24 protein-coding genes and 1 tRNA gene are annotated in these 24,989 nt (G+C 46.7%); 12 read left to right on the top strand and 13 right to left on the bottom strand.

All coding sequences use genetic code 11. The features are described 5' to 3' along the window. Positions 1–4: 4 nt before the first annotated feature. The 4 genes from H6F52_RS20805 to H6F52_RS20790 form a co-directional block, all read right to left on the bottom strand. Positions 5–523, bottom strand: coding sequence for a DUF948 domain-containing protein (locus H6F52_RS20805; RefSeq protein WP_190536632.1), 519 nt, complete (start codon positions 521–523; stop codon positions 5–7). Then, positions 520–888 (bottom strand): YtxH domain-containing protein, encoded by a 369-nt coding sequence (locus H6F52_RS20800; protein WP_190413014.1) that lies wholly within the window; start codon positions 886–888, stop codon positions 520–522. The genes H6F52_RS20805 and H6F52_RS20800 overlap by 4 nt, the downstream gene beginning before the upstream one ends. Positions 889–1,018: 130 nt before the next feature. Then, entirely contained in the window at positions 1,019–1,354 is a 336-nt protein-coding gene (locus tag H6F52_RS20795) for a hypothetical protein (protein ID WP_190413013.1), read from the bottom strand. Positions 1,355–1,652: 298 nt separating this feature from the next. Beyond that, positions 1,653–2,921: an HhoA/HhoB/HtrA family serine endopeptidase gene (locus H6F52_RS20790; RefSeq protein WP_190536631.1), complete on the bottom strand. Its 1,269-nt coding sequence runs from the start codon at positions 2,919–2,921 to the stop codon at positions 1,653–1,655. 375 nt (positions 2,922–3,296) lie between these two features. Here H6F52_RS20790 and H6F52_RS20785 point away from each other — a divergent pair, with 375 nt between their 5' ends. The 3 genes from H6F52_RS20785 (at position 3,297) to H6F52_RS20775 (ending at position 7,290) form a co-directional block, all read left to right on the top strand. Continuing rightward, positions 3,297–3,758, top strand: a complete 462-nt coding sequence (locus tag H6F52_RS20785) for a DUF2127 domain-containing protein (protein WP_347276238.1) — start codon at positions 3,297–3,299, stop codon at positions 3,756–3,758. Between the two features lie 219 nt (positions 3,759–3,977). After that, positions 3,978–4,715, top strand: a complete 738-nt coding sequence (locus H6F52_RS20780; protein ID WP_190536629.1) for a hypothetical protein — start codon at positions 3,978–3,980, stop codon at positions 4,713–4,715. A 313-nt stretch (positions 4,716–5,028) separates the two neighbouring features. Further along, positions 5,029–7,290: a fused MFS/spermidine synthase gene (locus H6F52_RS20775; RefSeq protein WP_190536628.1), complete on the top strand. Its 2,262-nt coding sequence runs from the start codon at positions 5,029–5,031 to the stop codon at positions 7,288–7,290. Between the two features lie 36 nt (positions 7,291–7,326). Here the strand turns inward: H6F52_RS20775 and H6F52_RS20770 are convergent, their stop codons facing one another. From H6F52_RS20770 to acpP, 5 genes are all read right to left on the bottom strand, one after another. Then, complete coding sequence (locus H6F52_RS20770; protein WP_190413006.1) at positions 7,327–7,587, bottom strand: hypothetical protein; 261 nt, start codon at positions 7,585–7,587, stop codon at positions 7,327–7,329. Between the two features lie 349 nt (positions 7,588–7,936). Further along, a complete protein-coding gene (locus tag H6F52_RS26210) occupies positions 7,937–8,068 on the bottom strand; it encodes a hypothetical protein (protein WP_277881986.1) in 132 nt (43 codons plus the stop codon). Positions 8,069–8,149: 81 nt separating this feature from the next. Beyond that, positions 8,150–10,162 (bottom strand): transketolase, encoded by a 2,013-nt coding sequence (gene tkt / locus H6F52_RS20765; protein ID WP_190413004.1) that lies wholly within the window; start codon positions 10,160–10,162, stop codon positions 8,150–8,152. Between the two features lie 286 nt (positions 10,163–10,448). After that, on the bottom strand, positions 10,449–11,702 hold the full coding sequence (gene fabF / locus H6F52_RS20760) for a beta-ketoacyl-ACP synthase II (protein WP_190536627.1): 1,254 nt from the start codon (positions 11,700–11,702) through the stop codon (positions 10,449–10,451). A gap of 205 nt (positions 11,703–11,907) precedes the next feature. Further along, entirely contained in the window at positions 11,908–12,159 is a 252-nt protein-coding gene (acpP, locus tag H6F52_RS20755; RefSeq protein ID WP_190413002.1) for an acyl carrier protein, read from the bottom strand. 380 nt (positions 12,160–12,539) lie between these two features. On the opposite strand from acpP, the gene H6F52_RS20750 reads away from it, so the two are divergent. The 6 genes from H6F52_RS20750 (at position 12,540) to H6F52_RS20725 (ending at position 18,309) form a co-directional block, all read left to right on the top strand. Next, on the top strand, positions 12,540–13,445 hold the full coding sequence (locus tag H6F52_RS20750; protein ID WP_190413001.1) for a CoB--CoM heterodisulfide reductase iron-sulfur subunit B family protein: 906 nt from the start codon (positions 12,540–12,542) through the stop codon (positions 13,443–13,445). 220 nt (positions 13,446–13,665) lie between these two features. After that, complete coding sequence (locus tag H6F52_RS20745) at positions 13,666–14,151, top strand: hypothetical protein (RefSeq protein ID WP_190536626.1); 486 nt, start codon at positions 13,666–13,668, stop codon at positions 14,149–14,151. 548 nt (positions 14,152–14,699) lie between these two features. After that, positions 14,700–15,407: a response regulator transcription factor gene (locus H6F52_RS20740; RefSeq protein WP_190412999.1), complete on the top strand. Its 708-nt coding sequence runs from the start codon at positions 14,700–14,702 to the stop codon at positions 15,405–15,407. Between the two features lies 1 nt (position 15,408). Beyond that, complete coding sequence (locus tag H6F52_RS20735; RefSeq protein WP_190536625.1) at positions 15,409–16,506, top strand: HAMP domain-containing sensor histidine kinase; 1,098 nt, start codon at positions 15,409–15,411, stop codon at positions 16,504–16,506. A 407-nt stretch (positions 16,507–16,913) separates the two neighbouring features. Continuing rightward, entirely contained in the window at positions 16,914–17,114 is a 201-nt protein-coding gene (locus H6F52_RS20730) for a hypothetical protein (protein ID WP_190412997.1), read from the top strand. 316 nt (positions 17,115–17,430) lie between these two features. Then, positions 17,431–18,309: an IS982 family transposase gene (locus H6F52_RS20725; protein ID WP_190413261.1), complete on the top strand. Its 879-nt coding sequence runs from the start codon at positions 17,431–17,433 to the stop codon at positions 18,307–18,309. 274 nt (positions 18,310–18,583) lie between these two features. Here the strand turns inward: H6F52_RS20725 and H6F52_RS20720 are convergent. Continuing rightward, positions 18,584–18,656, bottom strand: a tRNA-Phe gene (locus tag H6F52_RS20720). Positions 18,657–18,878: 222 nt separating this feature from the next. Between H6F52_RS20720 and H6F52_RS20715 the strand changes: the two genes are divergently transcribed. After that, a complete protein-coding gene (locus tag H6F52_RS20715; protein ID WP_190413885.1) occupies positions 18,879–19,043 on the top strand; it encodes a metallothionein in 165 nt (54 codons plus the stop codon). 114 nt (positions 19,044–19,157) lie between these two features. Here the strand turns inward: H6F52_RS20715 and H6F52_RS20710 are convergent, their stop codons facing one another. Then, on the bottom strand, positions 19,158–20,036 hold the full coding sequence (locus H6F52_RS20710; RefSeq protein ID WP_190428163.1) for a metal ABC transporter permease: 879 nt from the start codon (positions 20,034–20,036) through the stop codon (positions 19,158–19,160). A 61-nt stretch (positions 20,037–20,097) separates the two neighbouring features. On the opposite strand from H6F52_RS20710, the gene H6F52_RS20705 reads away from it, so the two are divergent. Further along, positions 20,098–20,508 carry a metalloregulator ArsR/SmtB family transcription factor gene (locus tag H6F52_RS20705; RefSeq protein ID WP_190530072.1) on the top strand — a complete coding sequence of 137 codons (411 nt, stop codon included), beginning with the start codon at positions 20,098–20,100 and terminating at the stop codon, positions 20,506–20,508. A 31-nt stretch (positions 20,509–20,539) separates the two neighbouring features. On the opposite strand, the gene H6F52_RS20700 is transcribed toward H6F52_RS20705, so the two are convergent. Together H6F52_RS20700 and H6F52_RS20695 are read right to left on the bottom strand one after the other, a co-directional pair. Next, the gene (locus H6F52_RS20700) at positions 20,540–21,322 is read right to left on the bottom strand and encodes an ATP-binding cassette domain-containing protein (protein ID WP_190536662.1); all 783 of its coding nucleotides are present in this window, start codon (positions 21,320–21,322) and stop codon (positions 20,540–20,542) included. A 23-nt stretch (positions 21,323–21,345) separates the two neighbouring features. Continuing rightward, positions 21,346–22,392, bottom strand: coding sequence for a zinc ABC transporter substrate-binding protein (locus H6F52_RS20695; protein WP_347276237.1), 1,047 nt, complete (start codon positions 22,390–22,392; stop codon positions 21,346–21,348). Positions 22,393–22,726: 334 nt separating this feature from the next. Here H6F52_RS20695 and H6F52_RS20690 point away from each other — a divergent pair, with 334 nt between their 5' ends. Further along, entirely contained in the window at positions 22,727–24,751 is a 2,025-nt protein-coding gene (locus H6F52_RS20690) for an iron uptake porin (protein WP_190438512.1), read from the top strand. The last annotated feature ends 238 nt before the right edge of the window (positions 24,752–24,989 follow it).

Below are 24,989 nucleotides of genomic sequence, written 5' to 3'. Positions count from 1 at the left end.
TGTATTAATAATCTTCTGAGTCTGACGACTCCCACTCCTGATAATTTTTATGAGAAGTGGAGGCATTTTCAGTGTCTTGATAAGAATCACCGTATCCACGAGGCTCAAAACCATTTCTTTGCCCTGGTGGCAAACGATCGATTGACCTGCGCCCTCCCGTAGGACGCTTGAAAGTTTTCCAAGCAGCTTTGACACCTGCAAAGACGCTGCGGGTGCCAACTTGCACGTTTTGAGCCTGCTTCTTCGCACCACTAATGCTTTGATCGACTTGTTTAACGACTTGACTGGCGCTCTTGACACCTTCATTGACATCATCTGTCAAGTCACTAATTTCCAAACCCGTCAGGCGAATTGATTCTAGTGTGGGGGGCATTTCTCGGTTTAGCGTATCTGCTAACTTTTCTACGCTGCGAGCTGCCCGCGCTAATTCTTGTACCGCTGGCAGCAGCGATACTAAGACGGCAGCTAAGCTAACCGCCACCAGTAAAACCGAAAATCCTAACCAAAATAAGGGTTCAGTCACTCTTGCGATCGCCTATCGTCTGTGGTTACAAGGGGGCGTGCATCAGCCTGGACTTCTTCATCCATGATTTGTTTGAGTGCTTCTTGTTCGCGTGCAGATGCTTCAATTCCAGCAGCGATCGCCTGTTTTAATCTCAAAAGCGTTTCATCCCAGTTTCGCAGTGCTGATTCTGAGAGACGGTCAGCTTGCAGTTGCACGCTGGTCGATAGGTCTTCGGCTAATTCTGGTAGGGCATCGGCAGATTTTTTTAACAGCCGCCGCGTGTCTCGGCCTGTACGAGGGGCAACCAATAATCCGGTAATGGTTCCAAGAGCGCTGCCTAGCAGCAGACCACCAATAAATGATCCAGCACGGTTGTTTGACATTTTCTAGTCTCTATGTCTTAATTCCAATTTTAGGCAGTTTTCCTTAATCCGTCGTTGGTACAGGCAACAATACGAGTACCTTCGGAAAAAGAAAATCGCCCTTATCTTAACAGCAGTGGTTTGGGTAGTTTCAACTTCTGCGCCAGAAGCGCTGCGTTATTCCTATCGACTTTGGCTTATTCCGCAGCCACAGTTTTTGTCCCAAACCGAACAATGCCAAAATTTTTTGCACCCGTTGTAGTTGAGGATCGAGTTGCTGATATCGCTCTGTGAGCCGATTAACCCCAAGCTGACCTTTAGAAAGAGTTTTGGGGGCACCCCGTAACACTTTATAAGTATTCCGTTCGGCTGCGAGTACAATCTTTGTAATTTTTGCCAGACGCGATCGCAGTTTTCGGATTTTCCAGGCAACATACAACAGCATCAGCGAGAGCAGCACATTGAAAACCACAACAATTGTCACCATCTCTCATCCTGAAAGCACCCAGCCTCTCTAGTTTGACGCATCTACTGCTTTTTGATCGTTCATCTCCTGCTTCATCAACCCCTCAACTACCTCGCTAGTAGGTAGTGCTTAGGGTTGGATAATTTTCTGAGTTAAGGAGACTTGAAAGATGGTGAATTTATTAACCTCCCATTCCCGATCTAGGGGCGTATTTGCGCCATACCCCTATGGAATCTGATAATACATACAAAAAGGATGGGCAAAATACCCATCCTCAGAAACCTTGTCTTACTGACTGATTGAGAAAGCTATTAACACACTACTCGCTCTGGGTCGGGAGAGCCGCAGTGGTTACAGGTAGGTTAATCGTTTGCCCATTCCGAAGCACCTCCATCTGTAAACTACTGCCCACCTGGCTCCTTTCTACTTGCTGTTGTACTGTGTCTGTGTCTGTGACCAATTGACCGTTGATTTTTTGGATAACATCTCCCGTGCGTAACCCTGCATTGGCAGCAGGGGAGTTTCGCATGACTCTGACGACAAGAATGCCTCGATCCGCATTGATATTCACGCGACTGTTGGAATCTTCATTGATTTGCTGTCTGACTTCAGGCGTGAGTTTCACCATCTGGATGCCCAGATAAGGATGTTGCACGTTGCCAGTCGTCGCCAGCTGATTGCCAATGCGTTGAGCGGTATTGATAGGAATCGCAAAGCCTAATCCTTGGGCACCCCGGATAATCGCTGTATTCATCCCAACCACTTCACCTTTGGCGTTCAGCAGTGGCCCGCCTGAGTTACCCGGATTAATCGCGGCATCTGTTTGGATAAAGTTTACCCGCTTATCGGGAACGCCAACTTGAGAGCTAGAGCGTCCAGTGGCACTAATAATCCCTGTTGTGACGGTATTATCTAGACCCAAGGGGTTGCCGATAGCGATCGCCCATTCCCCAGGTCTCAGCCGATCTGAATCACCCAAACGCACCGTCGGCAGATTATCCGCCTGAATTTTAACGATGGCGACATCTGTTACCGGATCTGTACCCATCACCTTACCTGTAAAGGTGCGCCCATCCTTGAGAATGACGTTTACAGTGTCGGCACCAGCGACTACATGGGCATTGGTGAGAATTTGACCATCCGTATTGATAATAAAGCCCGATCCCGTACCCCGTTCCACTCGCTCTTGTGGGCCAGTCGGCAACTCAGCGCCAAAGAACCTGCGGAAGAGGGGGTCATTGAAAGCGTCAGGAAGTTGTTGTGTCACCGTGCGGGAAGAATTAATCCGCACCACTGCTGGTCCCACCTTGTCCACAACTTCTGTAACAAAGTTAGTGTCTGTGCTAAGTGGTAGTTGTGCCTGAGCAACCGCAACTCCTGGGGTTAGAGACACTTTAGAAGTAGACTCCTTGGAGGACAGCAGGGTATTTGACCCCAGATAGCCCCCTGAGAAGGTGACACCAGCTCCCAGCAGCACCAGCGATACATAGGTGGCTGCCTTTTGCCAGGGTTTAGGTGCCGAAGCGTCAAATCCTTTCTGGTTGGGTTGCCTGGAATTATAATCGCTATCTTGCTGTTTGCTTTTCATTGTTGACACCTGCGACAAGGAAGTTAAAATTCTGTACGCTTGGCTCTGGTGAAGACAGCTCTGTTATCCGCTGGTTTACCAAGTGCGTCCGCGTGAAAACGCTATGTAAATTTGCCTGTATAGATGCTTTGTTTAACATCTCTACATCTCTTAATTTAGACATCTCATGTGACGTGCTTGTGACGTTGATGTTGCACTCTAATGAAAATTCTTGGGGCTGGAGAGGAGATATCTACTTTTTGGAATACCTCTCAAAGGAGCAGCTTTGCCCCACTCGCCCGCATACGATCAAACGTAAGCGAGTGCCTAATTGTTCGGGTGTTCCAGAAGCGGCTGACTCATTCACCAAAATCACGGGTAATTCATGTGAAAAATATTACTAAGCGCCCACCGGGTTTAGTGGCAATCGTTATTTACAAAATCTTCAGTGCTTTACTGCTTGCGGTGATTGCGATCGCTTTAGGATTAACAGTCAAAGAACATCAGCTTTTGGTTGATTTTTCAGAATCTTGTGCTTTAGAAGGTAAATTAGACATTATTAAATGGACTCTGGACAAGATTTTAAATTTTAACCCTAAAACTTTGCAGTTTACCAGCATAACTGTTGGACTCTACGCGATTTTAACTGCGATTGAGGGAATCGGTCTTTGGTATCAAAAAGCTTGGGCAAAAATATTAGTTTTGGTACTGGTAGGGATTAGTATTCCACCTGAAATTTTTGAGCTATTCCGCAGAATATCGCTACTAAAGCTAGCAGTTTTTTTGGTAAATTTAGCTGTGTTTTGGTATTTGTTGCGTCATTCACTCTCTACCCGCGATGATGGGCAATCGCAGTAAAAATTGAAACCCGGCTTGAGCAGACAGCGATCGCTAACTTTAAAATATAGGATTGGATGTTTTTGATTAAAAGTTACTTGACTTAATTTAGCTGACCCCTGTTCTGACAGCTTTAGGAAGCGTTTACATGGTAGCCAGCCTTTTTAGACCCTACTCAGAAATTGGACTGTTATGATGGACTGACAATCCAGCAGTTTATATTGGCTATTTTCTAACTCTATGAACCGTTTAAAAGCTGAAGTTGTCCCTAAATCAAAAATCCAAACGTACCTAATCCGATTGATGTATGACTTATATACCCAGTATTACGATGGCAGCAGTTGGGAAATTTTTCAACAGGATTTGAGTAACAAAGATTATGTAATCCTGCTGTGGAATGAAGAGGAAAAACTTCAGGGTTTTTCCACACTGGCGATTCTTTCGTTTGAATTTGAAGGAAAGCCGAAACGTGCTATTTTCTCCGGCGATACAATTATCCATCATCAATATTGGGGAGAACAAACCCTGCCATTGGCGTGGTGTCGTCTGGCTGGGAAGATTAAAAGCGAAGCAATAGAGCAACCTTTATATTGGTTTCTAATTGTTAAGGGATACCGAACGTATCGCTACTTGTCCGTATTTGCCCAACGTTTTTATCCGACTTGGCGATATCCAACGCCAGCAAATTATCAGGCGTTGATGGATTACCTGGCTAAAACAAAATTTGGAGCTGACTACGATCCTGCAAGTGGGTTAATTCGCTTTCCTGCATCGTTAGGGCATTTGCGAGGAAGCTGGGCAGAGATTAAAGAAGGATTTCAGCATAAACCGGATGTACGCTACTTTTTAGAACGGAATCCGGAATATTACAAAGGACATGAATTGGTGTGTTTAATGGAGTTGAGCGAGGAGAATATGCGATCGCACGCTCAACGGGGCTTCCTAGAAGGCTTGAGGGATGAGCGGAGTGAGGGATGAGCGGAGTGAGGGATGAAGGGATACGCGATCGCTAGTTGAACCGACGCGCCAAGACGATATCTGCATCAGTTATGAGTTGGTGCAAAATCACAACGAATTGACTGATTTTACCTTTGAGAAAAAGTGAGGAATCGGCCAAAAATGGAAGCTGAATTTGACATAAGTATACATTAAAAAAACTAAGTCAAGATTAAACGAATTAATAGAATAAAAACTGGATTTTTCTAATTAGCTATACAAACTGAATTGCATTGTGGGCTGTTGCAAATATAATTAATGTAAGCCTCAGCTATCTACCAAAGGAGCAGTGCTTTTGATTATTCTTTTTTCTTTCACCCTTTTTGTTAGTGCTTTCCTCCTTTTCTGGGTACAATTGATGGTTGCCAAGATGATTCTGCCTTTATTAGGCGGATCTCCATCAGTATGGAACACTTGCCTATTCTTTTTCCAAGCAATTTTATTACTAGGTTATGGCTATTCCCACATCACAACGAGTTGGTTTAGGGTTCGCCACCAAGCTGTTATTCACACTATTTTTCTGCTATTACCAATAGCCTTTTTACCCGTTACTCCTGCTAAGAATTGGATTCCTCCTCATGATGCCAATCCTATCCCTTGGCTGTTAGTTTTGCTGCTTTTTTGTGTCGGATTTCCCTTTTTTGTGGTTGCTACCAGTGCGCCTTTAGTGCAAAAGTGGTTTGCTGAGACAGGACACCCAGCGAGTTCCGATCCTTATTTCCTCTATACTGCGAGTAACCTGGGCAGTATGTTAGGGGTTCTCAGCTACCCCATCTTAATTGAACCAAATTTTTCGCTGACACACCAAAGTTGGCTATGGACAATCGGTTACGGATTATTGTTTTTGCTCACTCTAGGATGTGCAGTATGCCTATGGCGATCGCCTGAAAAATTCAACAGTTTACAAGCGGGTAACGCCGGGTTTATTCAAAATGCTTCTGGGGACGCCAATGTAGGCAACAAATCCGCGCTTACAGAAGAAACTCCCACGATTCGACAGAAAGCACAATGGGTATTACTATCATTTTTACCCTCTAGTTTACTTCTAGGAGTTACCACTTATCTAACGACAGACATTGCAGCAATTCCGCTTTTGTGGGCAATTCCTTTAGCGATTTATCTATTAACATTTATTTTAACTTTTGCCCGTAAACCACTTTTGCCTCATAAAGTTTTAGTGGCAACTTTACCTTTATGGTTGACTATACTAATAATTTTATTTTTGATTCAGGTGATGCAGCCAATATGGGTATTATTTCCCTTACATTTGGCAGGATTTTTTGTGGCGGCTTGTGTTTTTCATGGGAAATTAGCTCGAAGCCGTCCCAGTACGCAGTATCTCACTAATTTTTATCTGTGGATTTCTGTCGGGGGTGTCCTCGGCGGATTATTTAATGCAATCGCGGCTCCGCTTTTATTTCAATCTGTCCTGGAGTATCCTCTGATTATGGTACTTTGTCTCCTCCTTATGCAAACTTCTAAGGAGGCAGACGATCCCCTATCTAACCTACAGCGACGATTAACTTTTCCCATCAGTTTAGGTCTTTTAATCGGCACTTTGCTGGTTGGTTTTACTGGCAAGAATTTTACGAATAACCTGATAAGCGACCTTATCGGTTTTAGCATCCTAGCTGGCATTTTTTACGCCTTTAAGCTACATCCAATTCGGTTTGGTTTAGGCTTAGTTTTGGTTGTTTTAATTAGCCAGTTTTCGATAGGAACTCTCGGTGGTATTCTCGATACCGAACGCAGCTTTTTTGGCGTCTATCGGGTTTTAGATGATAGGCGCGGCAGCTATCATAGTCTTTTGCATGGAACGATCCTGCATGGGAAACAAAGTCTCGACCCAAAACGGCACAATGAACCTTTAACTTATTTTTATCCTACTGGTCCCATTGGGCAATTATTTAGCTCTTTGAATCAAACAAAACTTCCAAAAAATGTTGCGGTGCTAGGGTTGGGAATTGGGACGCTAGCTGCGTACTCAGAATTGGGGCAACAATGGACTTTTTATGAAATCGATCCGACTATTGAAAGGTTAGCTCGTGACACTCGTTACTTCACCTTTTTACAGAATTCAAAAGCGCCATTATCTGTAGTTTTAGGGGATGCTCGGTTGCGATTTACTGAAGTTCCAGATAATCGCTATGACCTGATTTTCATGGATGCTTTCAGCTCGGATTCAGTCCCCATCCACCTAATAACGAAGGAAGCCATTCAGCTTTACTTGAGTAAGTTAGCTAAAGAAGGGTTAATTGTCATTAACATTTCTAATCGATTCCTGAATCTTGAGCCGGTTTTGGGCGCTTTAGCTCAGGATTTAGGATTGTCTACATTGAGGCAGAGAGAAGCAGATATTTCTGAATCTGAGCGGGAAATCGGGAAATCTCCTTCTCACTGGGTGCTATTTGCTCGTAATCAAAAAGATTTGGGCAATCTCGTCAGTGACTCGCGCTGGCAACCCATCCCGGAAACAAAATCAGCGCCTCTGTGGACAGATGATTTTTCTAATATCTTCCGAGTATTACGTGCCTTTGCAGCTAGAAAAGCCGGGTGAATGACAGATGCGATGCGATCGCACGCCGTCTACAATCTACCGTAGCTGCCGTAATACTTTGATTTGTGAGGTGTTGAGTGTGGATGAGTTGGCAAAAGCATCGAGATAAGGAGGCTGATTCAAATAAATTGATTGAGGCGCTGTCTCGGTAGCCATTCTCTTGGCTTTTTCTTTAATTGATTTGAGTACCAGACGAACGACCCATGAAGAGAGTTGTGGATTTTCATCTATTTCGGTCATCAGAGCATCTAAATCGTTAACAATCGCCATCATTGGGTAGTTCAGGTCTTTTTGCATGACTTTCGCTCTTTATTTTCAATATTTGCTCGATTTACGCCTAAATCGCTCAGATTGAGCGATCAGCGTGTTCTCGTTGCGGTACTTACTTAAAATAAAAAACTTTCGCATAGCCCACAATCGTTGTTGTGTCACTCTCTTAGCCGACTTTCTACCCTGATGCTATTTCTGTGTTGTTTTTTAGCCGATGTAGTTGGCTACTCCTTGCTGTATCAACACTTGCGGCTTGGGGAAAAACGAGCGATCGCGCTTTGAAGTCCAAACAACTACTGCCTCTAGCAGTAGACAATTTTTCAACCGGCACACACAATCAAATTGAAATTTTTTTTCCTGAAGTAGAAGATGGGAGTCAATCGAAGTGACAATGCCATGTTAAATTCGCCTGATTCCCCGCCATTAAGCGCAACCCTACCCTGATAGAGCCTGCGGCTCCAGCTTTCCTTGCCAAGAGCAGGTAGGGATTAGGGTGAGGTTCTGGCATTGCCCACCCCTACTTAACTCAGATGTGAATGAAAAAGGGGGGACTTTTCAGCCCACCCTACAAGAGACTATTTCCTAGCTATTAGCCCAACAGAGCCTTCGCCTTCGCGACTACGTTATCAACATTGAAGCCGAACTTCTCTAGAGCAACTGGCCCTGGAGCAGAAACGCCAAAGCGGTCAATGCTAATCATCGCGCCTTCATTTCCGAGGTAACGGCACCAGCCGAAACTAGAAGCGGCTTCTACAGCTAGGCGCTTAGTGACAGCCTTGGGTAATACAGATTCCCGGTAAGCTTCATCCTGCTCGTCGAACAACTCCCAGCTGGGCAGGGAAACGACACGGACTTTCTTCCCTTCACCGCGCAACTGGTCTGCTGCCTTGGCGCAAAGTTGCAGTTCGCTTCCGTTGCCAATCAAGATAATCTCAGGCGTGCCATCGCTATCGGAAAGGATGTAACCACCCTTAGTGGTGCCTTCAATCGAAGTGCCAGCCAAGTTGGGCTGTGCTAAACGAGACAGCGCCAGAAGGGTCGGACGATGCTGGTTAGCTGCCTCAATCGCCACTTTATAACAACCAGAGGTTTCGTTTCCATCAGCAGGACGCATTACCGTTAGCTGGGGAATAGCCCGCAGGGAGGCAATCGTTTCCACAGGTTGGTGAGTAGGGCCATCTTCACCTAACTGGATTGAGTCGTGGGTCATTACCCAGATCACGCCCGCATGAGAGAGCGCTGAGAGACGAATCGCTGCCCGCATATAGTCAGCAAAGACTAAGAAGGTTGCCCCATAGGGAATCAAACCTGTGCCGTGCAGAGCAATGCCATTACAAATCGCTCCCATACCGTGTTCGCGGACGCCAAAGCGCAGGTTGCGATTTTCGTAGTGACCTTTGAGGAAGTCGCCAGAACTCTTGATTAAGGTCATGCAGGAACCAGCCAAGTCAGCTGAACCACCCAAGAGTTCGGGTAAAATTCCAGCTAGAGAATTCAAGCATTTTCCAGAGTGATTGCGGGTAGCATCTGCTTTGTCTTCTGGGGTGTAGGTGGGGAGAACTTTGTCCCAACCTTCTGGCAGTTTGTTGCTAATTAGCCGTTCTAATTCAGCAGCTTCCTCTTCATATTTGGCTTTGTAATTTTCCCAGTTTTTATTCCACTCTTCCTCATACTTAGCACCGCGCTCGATTGCCTTGCGCCAATGGTTGAGGGCATCTTCTGGAACTTCAAAAGGCTCGTATTCCCAACCCAGATGCTCGCGAGTTGCTTTCACTTCATCCCCACCCAAGGCAGAACCATGTACGCCGTGGGTGTTGGCTTTATTGGGAGAACCGTAACCAATGGTAGTGGCAACTTTAATTAATGAAGGCTTATCAGTAACAGCTTTAGCGGCTTCAATTGCTTTGTGAATTGCCTCTAGGTCGGTGTTGCCGTCTTCTACGGTTAGGACGTGCCAGCCGTAGGCTTCATAGCGCTTGCCGACATCTTCGGTGAACGATAAATCGGTGTGACCGTCGATGGTGATTTTGTTGTCATCGTACAGGGCAATCAGTTTGCCCAGCCCCAGGTGTCCGGCTAGGGAACAAGCTTCGGCTGAGACGCCTTCTTGGTTGCAACCATCACCCAAAATCACATAAGTGTAGTGGTCTACGATCGTATGATCGGGCTTGTTAAATTTAGCTGCTAGGTGAGCTTCAGCCATTGCTAAGCCTACAGCGTTAGAAATTCCTTGACCGAGGGGACCTGTAGTGACTTCTACGCCTCGAGTCATGAAGTTTTCCGGGTGACCGGGAGTTTTCGATTCCCACTGCCGGAACTGCTTGAGGTCTTCAATCGTTAAATCTTCGTAACCAGTTAAATACAGTAAGGCGTACTGTAACATGGAGCCGTGACCGGCAGAGAGGACGAAGCGATCGCGATTGAACCATTTGGGATTTTTTGGGTTATACCGCATAAAGCGGTCCCAAAGCACAAATGCCATTGGAGCCGCGCCCATCGGTAGCCCTGGATGCCCTGATTTTGCCTTCTCTACGGCGTCAATCGCCAGAAAGCGGACGGAGTTAATACAAAGTTCTTCGAGTGATTGGGTTGCAACGGCCATAATCTCTTCTACTTAACGACGGTTTAGCACGCTAATTGGCTGAGCGGGAAGTTGAATGCTCTGGATCGCCCTAAGCACCCATTAACCGATCATCCCATTAGCCGGATGGATGGGCAAGTCGTGGGCAGTATTAAGGGATCGCCATTCCATCGAAATAGTGGTCTTGCTTACCCCATGTCGATTCGGAATGGGAGATCCCATACTTTGTGAGAAACAGGATAAATTATAAAGGGTGAAGGATTAAATTTTTTTCCCCTCACCCGACCCGCTGATATTTTTATCGCCCCTATCTGTACTTTTTAAATGCGAGTGTCACGTTGTGACCGCCAAACCCGAAAGAGTTCGACAGCGCCACCTCGACGGTTTGAGAGCGACTTTTGTTGGGTACATAATCCAGGTCACAACCCGGATCGGGGTTTTCCAGGTTGATGGTGGGAGGAATCTGGTCTTGGGCGATCGCCATCACCGTAGCAACTGCTTCAATCCCGCCAGAACCCCCTAGCAGGTGCCCCGTCATCGATTTGGTGGAGCTAACCGCCACTTTGTAGGCAACACTCTCACCTAAAGCTTTTTTGATCGCTGCTGTCTCAGTCACATCGTTGGCTGGTGTGCTGGTTCCATGAGCATTGACGTAGCTAACTCGATCGGGAGCCAATCCTGCATCTTTCAAAGCTAGCTGCATGGCTCTACTAGCTCCTTCACCACCTGGAACGGGTGCAGTCATATGGTAGGCATCACAAGTCATGCCGTAGCCAACAATTTCTGCATAAATCCGAGCGCCACGGCTCAAGGCGTGTTCCAGTTCTTCCAACACTAAAATGCCAGCGCCTTCACCCATGACAAAGCCATCGCGATCGCGATCAAAAGGACGACAAGCATGAGCCGGGTCGTCATTGCGCGTCGAAAGTGCCCGTGCTGAAGAAAATCCAGCCAACGATAAAGGTGTCACGGCGGCTTCGCTGCCACCACAAATCATCGCTTGGGCATATCCCCCTTGAATTAGGCGAAAGGCATCTCCCACCGCGTTAGAGCCAGAGGCACAGGCTGTCACCGGGCAAGAGTTTGGCCCTTTGGCACCCGTGTGGATTGCCGTTAAACCCGCTGCCATGTTGGCAATCATCATGGGAATCATAAACGGGCTACAGCGGTCAGGACCTCGACTCAAGTAGATTTCTTGCTGGTCTTCCAACACTTTGAGACCACCCACTCCGCTGCCAATGATGACGCCTACTTGTTCTGCGTTCAGCTCATTAATGACAAATTGAGCGTCTGCGATCGCCTGCTTGCTCGCAGCTACCGCAAATTGAGCAAAGCGATCCATCCGCTTTGCTTCCTTACGCTCCAGGTATGTGTGGGGGTCAAATCCCTTGACTTCACCAGCGATGCGACAATCATGCCGGGAAGGATCGAACAATGTAATCGGACCAATGCCATTTGTGCCGCTCAACAACCCTGACCAATAATCTGTCAAAGTGTTGCCTATCGGTGTAATCGCGCCGAGACCTGTTACAACAACGCGCTTCCGTTCAAAATTTGTCATTATGCCAGTAATAGATGGGTTTTGCACCCAAAACGCAAAACAGTAATAGGACCGAGGAAAGAAGACTCAGAACTAAGTATCTATTGTTATTTTCAACTTAGGACTTCCCTGTGGGCGAGTTTTGCACCGAGTTTTAATTAGTTTTAATTAACGCGCCCGAAGAAAATTCTTCTTTACCCGCCCCTACAGCATTCAGCACGATTATTTATGCCGAAGCCGCCACTTTGCCACTGATGTAGTCCACAACGGCTTGAACGGTGGCAATTTGCTCAGCTGCCTCGTCTGGAATTTCGATATCAAACTCTTCTTCCAATGCCATTACGAGTTCAACCGTATCGAGGGAATCCGCTCCCAGATCGTTAGCAAAGTTAGCTTGTGGCGTGACTTCGTCGGGTGCAACCTCCAGTTGTTCCGCCACAATCTTCTTGACTCTTGCAAAAATTTCCTCTTGGCTCATATTGATCCTCTACCCATTCCCTCAAGCTATGTTCTTAGGGTTATACGGTTCTAAGCATCTCTTCATCTTATCTGAAAGAGGGGACAACAAAAGCGATAGATAGTCGCTTCTCCAAGTGGCACTGTTCTATTGAAACTTAAACGAATGTCACCAGTTGCCCCCAGTATGGGATGGACAAGCGATGATAGGGGTAAAGGGAGTACTGAGAACTGTTAGCGTAGAGGCGTGAAAGTGCGGACTGAGTGAAAAAAAGAAAAAAGTAATTTTTTGCTCCTCCTGATTCCTGACATTCCTCTGCTCAGTCCAAGCTAACGCCCCGCTACGCTAACAGTCCTGAAATTCTCAGTCCTTCTGAATTGCCTTTGGTCTTTCGTCAAAATATGGCATCCCCAACTCTTAAATATGCTTACTTTCCCGGCTGCGTTGCTCAAGGCGCTTGCCGGGAGCTTTACCAGTCTACAGCAGCCCTCACCCAAGCCCTGGGCATCGAACTGATTGAGCTAAAAAAAGCTGCTTGTTGTGGTTCTGGTACCTACAAAGAAGATTCTCAACTGCTAGAAGATACGGTAAACGCTCGCAATATTGCTCTAGCAGAAGAACTGAATCTGCCGTTGTTAACCCATTGCAGTACCTGCCAGGGCGTAATTGGTCATGTGGATGAGCGTTTGAAGGACTCCCAACAATCAAACCCGGCTTATATAGAACAGGTGAATGGCTTACTGAAGAAAGAAGGCTGTTCTCCTTATCAAGGCAATACAGAAGTCAAACATCTGCTTTGGGCATTAGTCGCCGATTATGGACTAGAGGAGTTGCAAAATCGAGTTAGCCGCAAACTAGCTGGCTTGAAGTGTGCGGCATTTTATGGCTGCTATTTGCTCCGCGCCCAAACTCATATCCCCTATGACGACCCTCTCCAACCCGAATCGATGGAAAATGTGTTTCGGGCAGTAGGGGCGACGCCAGTTTACTACCGAGGACGCACCCAGTGTTGTGGATGGCCTCTTTCCAGCTATGCCACCACGCAATCTTTCAAGATGGCTGGGTCGCACATTCAAGAAGCCCTCGATGCAGGTGCTGATTGTATGGTGACGCCTTGTCCCCTGTGCCATCTAAATCTCGACTCTCGTCAACCGGAGGTTGAAAAAACGATCGGGCATAAGTTAGGTTTGCCAGTGCTGCATTTACCCCAGTTAATTTCTCTGGCGCTGGGGATTAGCCCGAAGCAGCTCGGTTTGGATAGACATATTGTCTCGACTCATCCAGTGTTGGAAAAATTGGGCTTTTAGGGGATAGGGTGGGCTACTTTATTCCTTGTATCGGTGTCGTCTAAGTTTAGAAAATTCACCACTTTGATTGTTTCCTAGAAACTGTCTCGGCGGCTTGGCAGCGCGAGGCAGTTTCTACAAAATCTGACAAATTTGATGTGACATGACAAAGGGTTTCAGGTTAAAAGAATGTTAGGCGTCGGCATAAGTTTATAATTCCGATTAGGGATTGAAATAAGCGATGGATTTTGAACCAGAAGTTACTGCAACCTCAATTCCCGAAGCAACTGAATTTGCTGAACCACCAGAGCGAAGCGCCTTTGGAGCTGCCACGCTAACACCTTTGGAGTTTCTGCGAGACACCGAAGGGTTGCTGCGACGCAAAACCTTAGCAACTCTGTCGCCGGTGTTGCCGCCGCCAGTGGCAATCAGTTTGCAAGATGCTTCCGAGGTGGCTGATGAATCTCTCAACCAACTGGCAGAGATTGACTTGGATGAAATCAGCGATGAGGAATTGAAACCAGCTCGTATTCTAATTGGTTTGACTTTTTCGGGATTTGGGGCGCTTTTTCTGGTTTTGTTGCTGCTTTATCTGTATCTCTTGCATCCAGAACTTAGCCCTGTTGAGCAGGTGCGGGAACATTGGTATCAGTATATTTGGTTTGTCTGTTTGGGCGTTGCCGGAATGATGATGCTAGGTCGAGAGGCAATGCGTCCAAAAGATTAAAAATTAAATTCTTTAATTCTTAATTATCAGGGTTCTGAAAGTAACCATTGTGGCTAAACCAAATATTCAAAAAGTAACCGCTATAGCTAAAGCAAATATTAAACTTATCCAAGTAGCTTAGCTCAATATTACAAGCTTCTCAACTCCCGGAAGCCTTGTCTTTGATTGCCCAACGCTGGGGCTATGTTAACGTTCGGTAGCGCGTTTTCACCATTTGCACTACAGCGGCTTGAACTCTAGCGAGGTACAAAATGATAGGCTAAAATCCTTGCTGAGTCTGAGTTTGGTGTATTCGCACGAGAAAGAAGCACGATCGATTGGAGCCTATCAAAGCCCCGAATTCCCCTTAGAACTATCGAAGTATTGAGAATCTCAGAAGGAACTGGTTTAACATTACTTAGCTTAGGATTGAGTAAGTTAAGGTTTCATAGTTTATCATCACTGAATCCAATCCTTGCAGAATTATTTGCTGGTTCTGCACCAGATGGATGAATTTAAAATGACATAGAAAGAATTTTTTTATTATCTTTATATGTTTCTTGAGCAATATGGATATTTTGATTGTTGAGGATGAACCGGAAATTGCTAAACTCATCCAAATAACTTTAGAAAAAGAGGGGTTTTCCTGTCATCTGAGTCGCGATGGTCTGAGAGCTTTACAAGTTTTTCAAGAGCAACAACCAGATTTAATCATTCTCGACTTGATGTTACCGGGTTTGGATGGCCTGGAAGTGTGTGCCAGAATACGGCAGAAACCAGGAGCGAAAGATCCCTATATTTTGATGCTAACGGCTAGAGGGGAAGAAATTGACCGGGTAATCGGTCTGTCTACGGGTGCTGATGATTACCTTGTCAAGCCGTTCAGCCCTAGAGAACTGGTTGCCAGAGTTCGGGCGTTACTGCGGCGTAGCCTGCGTCAGGGCGGACAACATCAGGTTTATCGCACTCAGCATTTCACGGTTGATGTAGAGCAGCACTCTGCCTCTCGTCAACTGAGTCCCCATCCTTGGGAAGCACTTGATTTGACTACCTTAGAATTTAATCTCTTAACAACGTTTATCAGTCATCCCAGTCGCGTCTGGAACCGAACGCAACTCATTGAGAAGCTTTGGGGGAACGATTTTTTTGGCGATGAACGGGTGGTGGATACTCATGTGGCTCGGTTGCGGAAAAAAATTGAACCAGACCCAGCGAATCCTACCTTTATTAAGACAGTAGTTGGTGTGGGCTATAAGTTTGAAGATTCACCTCTATAAAATGCCCCGGAATAAAATGGGACTGCGATCGCGCTTGTTTCTTTCCCATCTTCTAGTAATGATGGTAGGAGTGGGTAGTTTACTCGTTATCAGCAAACTGTCTTCTCCCCGCTTCTTTATCGTCCAGCTCGAACAAATCGAAGTCAGTGGCATACAGGTACGCTATGCTCGCAGGCAGCTGGTGAGAGGGTTTGAAACAGCCTGGAGTCGCAGCACGTTCTTGTCATTTATCGCGGGTGCTACAGCTGCTGGTGGCTTGAGTTACTGGGTCTCTCGCCGAATTACCCAGCCTTTGACCCAGATGGAACAAATTACCCGCAAGTTTGCTGCTGGGCATCTAGATGAGCGACTACCAAAAAGTGAAATTCCCGAACTCAACCGCCTGGGTTCTAGTTTTAACCGCATGGCGTCTAGTCTTGAAGGTGTGGAACAGCGGCGGCGAGAACTGATTAGCGACCTGACCCATGAACTCCGAACGCCCCTAACTGTAATTCGCGGATACCTGGAGGAGATGGCTGATAGCAGGATTGAACCATCGCCAGAGATTTACCAGCGCTTGGTGAGGGAAACAATCCGGCTAGAACGGTTAGTCAACGATTTGCAAGAACTCTCTAAGGCAGAGGCGGGTTATTTACCAATAAATCTCCAGACGGTCAATCTACGACCTTTATTAGAGTCCCTGTTGGAAAAATTTTCTGACCAGGTGCTGGAAGATGGCCCGGTGCTGCGCTTAGATTGTCCGCCCCAGATGCCCCCGGTCTTAGCTGATATTGACCGTGTGGAGCAGGTTCTGGTCAATTTGTTGGGAAATGCGCTGCTATATACCAGTGCTGGTTCGATTACGGTCAAAGCTTGGACTGAACCAAAACGCCTCTGGGTTGCGGTGGTGGATACGGGTCAAGGAATTGCACCAGAGGATTTGCCGCATATCTTTGAGCGATTTTGGCGGGCTGAACAGTCTCGAAGCCAAAATTCTAGAGGAACCGGCATCGGTTTAGCGATTTCCTCCCGGTTGCTCGAATTGCAAGGCGGTCAGATTGAAGTAGAAAGTGAACTGGGAAAGGGTAGTACGTTTCGTTTTTTCTTGCCTTTAGCTTGACGGTCATACTTGAGCTAATGGCTGTATGGGGCTTTTGTTGAAGCGCCTCAATTTTTATAGATTTCCGGACTAACGCACTGTTGCTTGTTGCGCTTTCTACTTCCTACGGTTGGAGGGAACGTGTGTAATCTCCGAATTGCTTGCGTAAATAGCAAAGCAAGCGTTGATAAGTAATAGAGCGACCTAGCAAAGCAAAAATTAACTTTAGCAACAACCTTGATGGTTCGTTACTAGATCCTTGAATTATAAATTTTCGACATAACTTGCTCCTGTTGTTGGCATAACAGGCTTTGCCTCTGAGAAGGGGAGAAAATGTCTTAGTGCTAAGTTTTGTTAAGCAATAAAAATTCTCGATCTCTGGTATGGGAATGCTCAATAGAGAGAGATAAAGGACTCCGGATAAACTTATGATCTGTATAGAAGTGATTTACCTGTTGATAGCTGCTACTTTGTTTACCCTCTGGCTAGAATTGTTTAAGCGCGATCGCAGTTGGAATACGGAAGAAAGATTTTCCTCTTTTATCACTTTGACGGTCGCAACAGTTTTCTGGCCTGTGGTTCTTCCCATCGCTTACATAGAAGTCTTAAAAACTAAACAGAAATTATAATATTGCGCTGTCGTAACAAGTGCGAGTGAAATTCGCCTAAATCCACTTGCGCGGGTTTAAAAAGTTCGCGTAAATTAATCGGGCTTGCCAAAACCAAGTGGTTTTGGCAAGCCCGATTGCGTGGATATTAGAGTTAAGCCAACTCTAACCAAGAGGCGCTGCTTTCACGCGCTCTTGGAGAGCCACTAATCCCGGATTTCCAGATTGTACTACTGGCAGAGGGATTTTATTTTGTCTGTTAACGTGAGTTCGGGATAAGGAGGGGTGGAACAGATACAGTTGAAAGTACCTAATTCTCAACGCATCTCACCACCCCATGCTTAGTTTAGAATCCTTGTTTTGTCATGTCGATGACTTTTGCCAATGGTTTGAACCTGCTTGGCAACAGCAACTTCTGGGCGATGGTTTACAGCATCGTCGTCGGTGTCGCAGCCTCTGCTTAAGCGAGATTATGACCATTTTGATTGCCTTCCATCAGTCGGCATACCGCAATTTCAAGTGGTTTTACACCCAATTAGTCAGTCGCTATTGGCGCAACGCCTTTCCTGGCTTAGTGAGTTACCAGCGCTTTGTCGAGTGGATGCCGTCAGTCTTGATTCCCTTGTGTGCCTACTTGCGCCACTGCTTTGGCAGATGTACCGGAATTAGCTTCATTGACGCTACCAGCATCAAGGTCTGCCACAACCGCCGCATTGCCTCCCACAAAGTGTTCAAACCTTTAGCAGCCAGAGGCAAAACCTCGGTGGACTGGTTCTTTGGCTTCAAGTTGCATCTAGTGGTCAATGAGCAAGGGGAATTGCTCAATGTCCTGCTTACTCCTGGCAATACCGATGACCGTCTGCCTGTGCCCCAACTGCTGCAACAGCTCTTTGGAACGGTGTTTGGCGACCGGGGCTATGTCTCCCAGAAACTTGCCCAGCACTTGTGGCAGGCGTCGGGTATTCAACTGGTCACCAAACTACGACGGAACATGAAGAACCGCCTGATGAGTTTGCGCGATAAGCTGCTGCTGCGCCGACGAGGGATCATTGAGTCGATCATTGACCAGTTGAAGAACATTTCTCAAATCGAGCATTCCCGTCACCGTTCCCCCGTCAATTGCTTCGTCAACTTGGTCTGCGGCTTGATTGCCTACTGTCACCAGCCCAAGAAGCCTTCCCTGCTCATTGATGCGGCTTTGCCTGCTTCTGCTTAACCCGAACTGACGTTCTGTTAAGCGCGATCGCACGCTCTCCGGCAATATCACTACGCAATCCGGTACGTACTGCATAGACCTCTCGAATAAACCAGAAAGAGCAGGACAAAGCCAATCCAGCAGAAAAGCGGGTTGCCGTGAATCTAAATTCCTTAATTTATCGCTATATAGCTATTTATTATTAATCAGGATTTATGTAGACTCTACAGAATCCCGATAAGAATGTAGCAGTGACAATCAGCTAAAATTTGTGCTGAATCTATGTTTTAGAAAATGCCAGGACGGAGATTTGAACTCCGGACACGAGGATTTTCAGTCCTCTGCTCTACCAACTGAGCTATCCCGGCGCACTTTTTTTGGTGCTTTATTAAATTAACAAAGTTAGACGGTGTTGACAAGCCCCTAGTGGCAGATTCGGTAATATTTTTGTTTTTTGTCAGAGATCGCAGTTCCAGTCAGGGCGATCGCTATCTCTGTATCGCTATTTCTATGACGATTCCTGAAAAGAATCAATATCTGAATATCTGTTCAGATGTTATAGTAAAAGAAGAGTTGACTAGGACAAAGCGATGACTACCGTAACTTCGATGAAATGTGCCTGTGAATCTTGCCTGTGCGTTGTTTCCATCAGCGAAGCGGTGGAAAAAGGTGGTAAATACTACTGCGGCGAAGCTTGTGCCAATGGTCACGAATCTGGACAAGGCTGCTCCCATCACGGCTGTAACTGCGGCTAACTGAAGGTTGAAAGCTTACAAGAGTTGAAGGTTGAAGGTTTACAGCAGTGGAAAGTTCTCATAAACTGGCTAACCTTCAACCGGCTAATCCACAACCCGCTAACCTTACTTGTCTCAGCTAGCTTGCAGATTCAGCTTTGCCCAGCCAAGAACGGCTAGAAACAGCAAAAACTGGACGAGAACAATACTAGGGCCAGAAGCAAAGTTAAAAAGACCGGATACAATCATTCCAGCAACGCTACTCATCGCTCCCAAGAAAACGGAGAGCCAGAGAAAGTAGATAAATTGGTGACTCAACAACTTGGCAGTAGAAGCGGGAATCACTAGAAAGGCATTTACGAGTAAGATGCCTACGGCTTTGATAGAAACGGCAACTGCCAGGGACAGCAGTACAACAAATAAGTAGCGATAGAGCTGAACTGGAACACCCTGAACCTTTGCTACATCGGGGTTAAGCGTCAATAAGATTTGCTCTCGCAGCGTTGACAGTAAGAAGATACCGCTGCCCACAAGCAATAGAAAAACCAGCACCAAGTCGGTGTTATTAATTGCGAGAATATCCCCAAATAGAGCGCCTAAGAGGTTGCCTCGGTATCCCTGGATAAAACTGCTGAGGATGACGCCAATTGCCAAGGCACCGGATAGCACAATGCTGAGGATGTTGTCGCTGGCGAGATTGGTTTGATCAATCAAGTAGAGAACCGCTAGACCAAAAATTACCGTAAAGGGTAGTAGCATCCAGGTGGGATTTAGCTGCAATAAGACTCCCATGACTAGCCCGACTAAAGCTGCGTGACCAACGGCGTGGCTGAAAAAAGACAACTGACGCAAAGTCACAAAACTGCCAAGAAATCCGCCGAGAAGTCCCATCAGGACGCCACCTGCGATCGCTCGTTGCATGAAGGGAAACTGCAACAAGGTGATTAAGTTAGCGCTATCCGCGATCGCTAGCCAGTGAAAATGAAATGAGATCGACCAATCTAGGAGAGTCATGAGCTTTCCATCCACGTCAGCGAATCAGTTACGATAAGAGTATCTACCTATAGCTTGAGAAATGTCAGTGCAACTTTCATCTGATGAAGCTGTAAATAGCGACCTTCAGAAGACAGAAACTTTAAATTGTAATCCGCCACACCCGCTTGACATAGATAACGTTCACCAATTGCAAACTCAGATTCTCAGCACTGAGAAGTCTCAGCGAATGGCGGAGTTCTTTAGTCTCTTAGGAGACGCCAATCGCCTGCGGATTCTATCAGTTTTGGCACTCAAAGAACTGTGTGTGTGTGACTTGGCAGGAGCGCTGGCAATGAGCGAATCAGCGGTTTCCCATCAGTTGAGAGCCTTACGTGCCCTACGACTGGTTAGCTACCGCAAGCGTGGGCGCAAGGTCTTCTATAGCCTTCAAGATAATCACGTTTTAGACCTCTATCGCTCTGTTGCAGAACATTTGGATGAAGCCAATTAAATATTAAAAACTCCTAGCATTTTGATTCTTTTTAGTGGTGATGATGATAGCGACTGAAACTTGGGCCATAAGTGGCTAGCAGGTTTTGGGGGGAAAGGGCAATTTCCGGGGTGCCAGTGCAGACTACCGTTTGATTGAGGCAGAGAACGCGATCGCAGTGGTGACTGACCATATCAATATCGTGGGAAACTTGCAACACCGTCCAATTTTGCTCGCGTTTGAGTTCATTCAGCAAAGCATAAAAATCTGCTGCACCTTGCACATCCACACCGGCAAACGCTTCATCCAGGACTAGAAGTTGACGAGGCATGACTAGACTATAAGCCAACAAAACACGCTTGAGTTGCCCACCACTCAGAGTACCGATGGATTGACGGCGCAGGTGATAAGCGTCTACCCGTTTCAAGGCAGAAGCGATCGCTTCTGATTTCTTTTCATCTTTCCGCCAGAATGACAAAAAGTTTTGAGCCGTGAGTTTTCCTGACTCCTGATTTTTCTTCGCCCATCCCAACCCCACCATTTCGGCGACAGAAATTGGAAAACTCCGGTCAAAGATAAAATTTTGCGGCATATAGCCTAACCAGTGACACCAATGCCCCAAACGTTCAACTGGACGGTCAAAAATTTCTACTTTTCCGGCACTTCGCGGAATTAATCCCAGAATTGCTTGCACCAGCGTACTTTTACCCGCACCATTCGGGCCAACTACTGCTGTATCAGTTCCGGGTAGCAATTCAAAAGAGACATCCCGAAGCGCCAGATAGCTGCCTAGATATACAGTTAAGCCGTCAACTTTCAGAATTGGCGATGGGATAGGGGCGTCAGAGTTTCTCACGTCTACTTGCAGGCAGCTTCCAGGGTTTGCAGATTTTGCTTCATCGCGGTGAAATAATGCTCCGGAGTCAGGGGGCCATTTTCCAGAGGATCGATGGTTCTCAGGGTTAATTTCAAGTCGGTAGAGAGACTTTCAAGCAATTTATTGTCAGTTCCTGGTTCGCCAAGTAGGGCTTTAACATTGTACTTTTTCACTGCCCCAACCGCCTTTTGGATGTCAGCAGGCGAAAGGTTATCTTCGGGAATCTGAACTACTGCAACTTGTTGAAGCTGGTAGCGCTGAGCAATGTAAGGATAGGCATCGTGGAAAGTGACATAAGTACAACCGCGATAGGGTTGCAGACGCTGCTGAAATTCTTTGTCTAGCGCCTCCAGTTGCTGAATGTAGGCGGTGGCGTTTGCTTGATAAGTCGCTTTGTTCTCAGGATTGGCTGCAATTAAACCATCCCGAATATTCTCTACTTGCTGTTTTGCTCGGACTGGATCGAGCCAAACGTGAGGATTACCTTCTGCATGGTCGTGTTCTTCTGCCTTTGCACCGGCTTCTCCCTCGTGGTTGTGGTCTTCGTGGCTAGCTGCTTGACCATTCACCACGGGTGAGGCGTCTTCTAAGGCGTTAATGCTTTTACTACTATCAATTTCTTTAATCTGAGCGTTTCCAGAATTTTTGATAGTTTCTTGAAGAAATTCTTCCAAGCCGAAGCCATTTTTTACCAGCACATCTGCTTGGGCGATCGCTTGTACGTTTGCGGGTGTCGCTTGATACTCATGCACTTCCGATCCTGGTGACACTAAAATTTCTACCTGCGCTTTGTTACCCGCAACTGCCTTGGTAAACCAATAAATCGGCAAAAACGTTGCCACTACCCGTGGAGACTTCGGATTCTGCGCTGCTACTGGCGACTGCGGTGAAGCACTCTGCTGTGGGGATGGGACAGAAGTATTTGATGAGGTACACCCAGCAGCAGCGAACACTGGCAGCAGCAATAGAGACAGGGCAAATTTGCGCAGATAATGTCGGATTTGATGTCGGCTTCTAGGGCGCGTCACGGTTTATCTCCTGATTGACGGTGGAAGTGTCAATCTCTTTTTTTGAGAATGAGTCTTGTTTTAATATTATGAGAATAATTCTCATTTTAGTATGATATTGCTGCCGATAGTTGAGTTTTGACTGGTAAATGCCATCAGGGGGGATTGTAAAAGTTGGAGAAATCTTGTCTCTTAAGTGTTTAAAAGCAAAATTTCTCAGCAGCAACGGATGCTTTTCATTGGAAAAAGGCAATTTATAAGCAAAATTCAGCAAAATTGTCAATAAATTGTCTTTAGCAAACTGTAGAGCAGTCAGTCGCTGCGGAGAATCTTGAAAGGGTGTCAGGAGTGAGAAATGAAATTTAAAAACCTGTGGAATGCGCTGCTGGTAAGCCCAGCAGTGTTCGGTGCAATGCTGTTAACGGATGCAGGGGCATTCGCAACGGAAACCCCGGCGGTGATGGAAGTTAAGGAGAACGCAATCGAGGATGCGATCGCTCCCACTCTCCCAATCAAGGAGGATCAAGAGGAATCTCAAGCGTTACATCAAAAAAATGAAGAATTGGTATCAAACTCGGTAGCCGTGGCAGCTGCCCCAATTACCACTTCTGAGATGAAGCTGGACGAGACATCTGCTGTCAAGGTAGAAACACCCGCATCAGCGGCGATCGCGCCGAATCAGTCAACAGTGGCGGATTTAGCCCAAATCCCAGCTACCACCCCGACATCAGTAACGGCTGATGCCGACGTTTTAGAACAAATCGATGTTTATACCAATCCAGAGGACACGGATAGTTCTCTGGATAGTTCTCTAGAACAAGTCACGAATGTTTCCCAACTGCAAGACGTAGAACCGACAGATTGGGCGTATGAAGCACTGCGATCGCTTGTCGAACGTTACGGTTGTATTGCAGGATATCCCGATGGCACCTTTCGCGGCAACCGGGCACTCAGCCGGTATGAATTTGCCGCCGGTTTGAATGCTTGTCTGCAACAAATCGAGAAATTGATTGCCGCCAGTTCGGCAGATTTCGTCACCAAAGCGGATTTAACTACATTACAGCGACTGATTGATGAATTTGGCGCGGAATTGGCGACATTGCGGACGCGCGTTGATAATTTAGAAGGTCGCACCGCTTTTCTGGAAAGCCATCAATTTTCCACCACCACCAAACTACAGGGAGAAGCGATCTTTGCGCTGGCAGGGATTTTCAAGGGAGAAGATGCGACTGGCGATGAGATCGACGATGTAGCGATTTTTGGTCATCGTACCCGTCTGAATTTTGAAACCAGCTTCACCGGGAAAGATGTGCTGAGAACGCGACTGCAAGCGGAAGGACTGGGTTCTCTTACCGAACGCACTTTGACACCCGAAGGCAACCTGTTTTTCTCAGGTGATACCGACAGTAATGTTTTCGTGGATGCGTTTCTTTACGCTTTCCCCATCGGTGAGAGAACAGAAGTGGTGGTTGCGGCAAATGCAGGTGCGGCGGATGACTTTACCGATACCGTCAACTTCCTCGACGGTGATGGTACAACTGGGGCACTCTCTACTTTTGGAACGCGCCCGCCGATTTATTACCTAGCAGAAGGTGCTGGAGTTGGACTAAGGCAGCAGTTGGGCGATCGCTTTGAACTCAGCTTAGGCTATTTAGCAGGGGACGCCGCTAACCCGGAAGAAGATGGTGGTTTGTTCAATGGCCCTTATGGTGCCTTGGCACAGCTATTGATCAAGCCAAGCGATCGCTTGAAGCTGGGCTTGACGTACATTCATTCCTACAACAACAATGACACCGGCACTGGTAGCAATCTCGCAAATTTCCAGGGCGGACTTGCCCGCTTCTTCGATACCGATATTGACGGTAGTTCAGTCGGCGGGGGGTTAACTAACTTAGGGTTCAGCACCAATCTCCCCGTGATCAGCAATTCTTATGGGGTAGAGTTATCTTGGCAACTGAGCGATCGCTTTGTTTTGGGTGGCTGGGTTGGCTACACCAACACGCGCAACCTCTCCACTTTAGGCGGACTCATTGAGCGTGGCAAAGTTGACATCTGGAACTGGGCTGTCACCTTAGCCTTCCCGGACCTGGGTAAACAAGGCAACTTGGCTGGCATTATCGTGGGTATGGAGCCGAAAGTCACTAACTCAACCATCGATATCAATCCCGGCGCAGTCGCCGCATTAACCGCAGCAGGCATCCCCACCCCGCCAGTGGGAGACAATGACGATACTTCACTGCACATTGAAGCGTTCTATCAGTATCAATTAACGGACAATATCGCCATCACGCCTGGGGTTATCTGGCTTACTGCCCCTGACCACAATAATCGTAACGATGATATTGTGATCGGTACTATCCGCACCACGTTTACATTCTAGTTAAGAGTCAACCGTCATTGGTCGTTTCTTAATTGTGGATACAACCAGATCTGAGATAGCACTCCTAAAGGATTCGTGAAGACGAGATCCCCGACTTCTTTAAGAAGTCGGGGATCTAAACCCTGGCAGCTCACAACTCTGAAGCGGATTGCGATATGACTAATGACCACTTACCACTGAAAAAAAACCAGCTGATGTGACAGCTGGTTGAACAAAATCTTTATTTTTGTTGTCGTTA

Source organism: Coleofasciculus sp. FACHB-542, assembly GCF_014695825.1.
Lineage (GTDB): Bacteria > Cyanobacteriota > Cyanobacteriia > Cyanobacteriales > FACHB-T130 > FACHB-T130.
The sequence above is the reverse complement of the archived record's forward strand: the minus strand, read 5'-3'. Positions and strand labels throughout refer to the sequence as shown.